This window comes from Micromonospora sp. NPDC003776 (genome assembly GCF_053605645.1).
In genome coordinates this window covers 1-1,458 of record NZ_JBSGJR010000924.1, presented here as the reverse complement: position 1 = coordinate 1,458, position 1,458 = coordinate 1, and the positions used below count along the sequence as shown (strand labels likewise).

The 1,458-nt window shown below is 73.3% G+C and carries 1 protein-coding gene; it reads right to left on the bottom strand.

All coding sequences use genetic code 11. The features are described from left to right. Positions 1 to 80: 80 nt before the first annotated feature. On the bottom strand, positions 81 to 1,352 hold the full coding sequence (locus ACWEVO_RS36430) for an FUSC family protein (RefSeq protein ID WP_452311932.1): 1,272 nt from the start codon (positions 1,350 to 1,352) through the stop codon (positions 81 to 83). Positions 1,353 to 1,458: the final 106 nt, after the last annotated feature.

Sequence of the window (1,458 nt, the reverse complement as noted above, 5' to 3'; positions counted from 1 at the left end):
CTCGCGGGCCCGTTCCCGCCGAGCCCGGCGGGACCGTCCGCCGGCCAGCTTCATCGGCAGCTCGACGTTCTCCAGCGCGGTCAGGTACGGCAGCACTGCGCGGTGGGAGGTTTGGGGGCGGGGCTCTGCTCGGCGGTCTCGCCGGTGCGCTGCTCCCGGTCGCCGAACGCCTGCCGGACCAGCCGGTTCGCCTCCTCCTGGTCGATGCCGGAGGCCACCATCAGGTCGCTGGCCGTGGTGCGCACCTGCGCGATCACCACGCTGCCGGAGAAACCCACCCCCTCCGAGTACGCCCGGCCGGCCTCGCTGACCGCGCGCAGGGTCCGCTCCCGGGCCTGCTCCGGCTCCTGCCCGGCGGCGAACTCGTGCCGGAGCAGGCGTACGGACTCGGCGAGGTGGCCGATCGAGTCGGGCATCGGTTCCGGAATCGACTCCTCGTCCTCGATCATGGTGACCGAGCGGCGGATCAGCGTGCCGCTGTTGCGCATCGCCCGGTCGATCGGGTCGGCCGCCTCGGCGTAGTGGGTCAGCTCGCTGCGCCGGTGCCAGCGGGCCGGCGAGATGGTGATCGTCTCCTTGGCGCCCTCGATCGCCTCGGAGAGCGCGGCCAGCTCGTCCTTGTTCTCCCGGAGCCGGAGCAGGGCCTGCTGCGCCGCACTCCGGTCCCGTCTTCGCAGCGCGTCGGCGCACACGTCGAGCTGGTTGGCGAGCAGGTCCAACGCGGGCCGAGCGGCCCGGTTGATCACCCGGAGCGGGTTGAGCGGCAGCAGGATCGCGGTCACCAGCAGGGCGATGCCACCGCCGAGGAACGCGTCGACGAAGCGCGGGACCTCCAGGTTCTTCGTGGACGGGCTGAGCGTCACGATCAGCACGGCGGTGGCCGCCGCCTGGATCACGATGGCGACGCTGGCCCCGGCGAAGATGGTGAGCAGGATCGCCGCGGTCACCACCAGGCCGAGCTGCCAGGCGCCGGTGCCGAGGAAGTAGATGAGGCCGTCACCGATCGCGACCCCGACGGCGACCCCGACGATCAGCTCGACCGTCCGCCGGAACCGCTGGCCGACGGAGGCCGCCAGGGTGCCGACCGCCGAGATCGGCGCGAACACCGGTTGCGGGTTCTTGAGCAGGCGGTGGGAGATCAGGTAAGCCAACCCCGCGGCCAGGCCGGCCTGGACGGCCAGGCCGGTGGCGGTCCGCACCCGGTGCAGCCGGTCGTGCAGGGTGGCCTTGCTGCGGTCGCGCAGCTCGTCCATCGCCGCGGCGATCCGCGGCCCGTCCAGGTCGACCAGCCCCTCCCGGAGCGGGGCACGGCGCAGGAACGGAAACCGTCGTCGATCCCGGGCGTCGGCCATGGCCGGGACTACCCGCCCCGCACCCGGTGAATCCTCGCTCCTGCGGCCGGTGCGGCAGACTGCACCCGGTGAGGGAGCTGATCGAACGCTGGCGGGACGCCGCCCG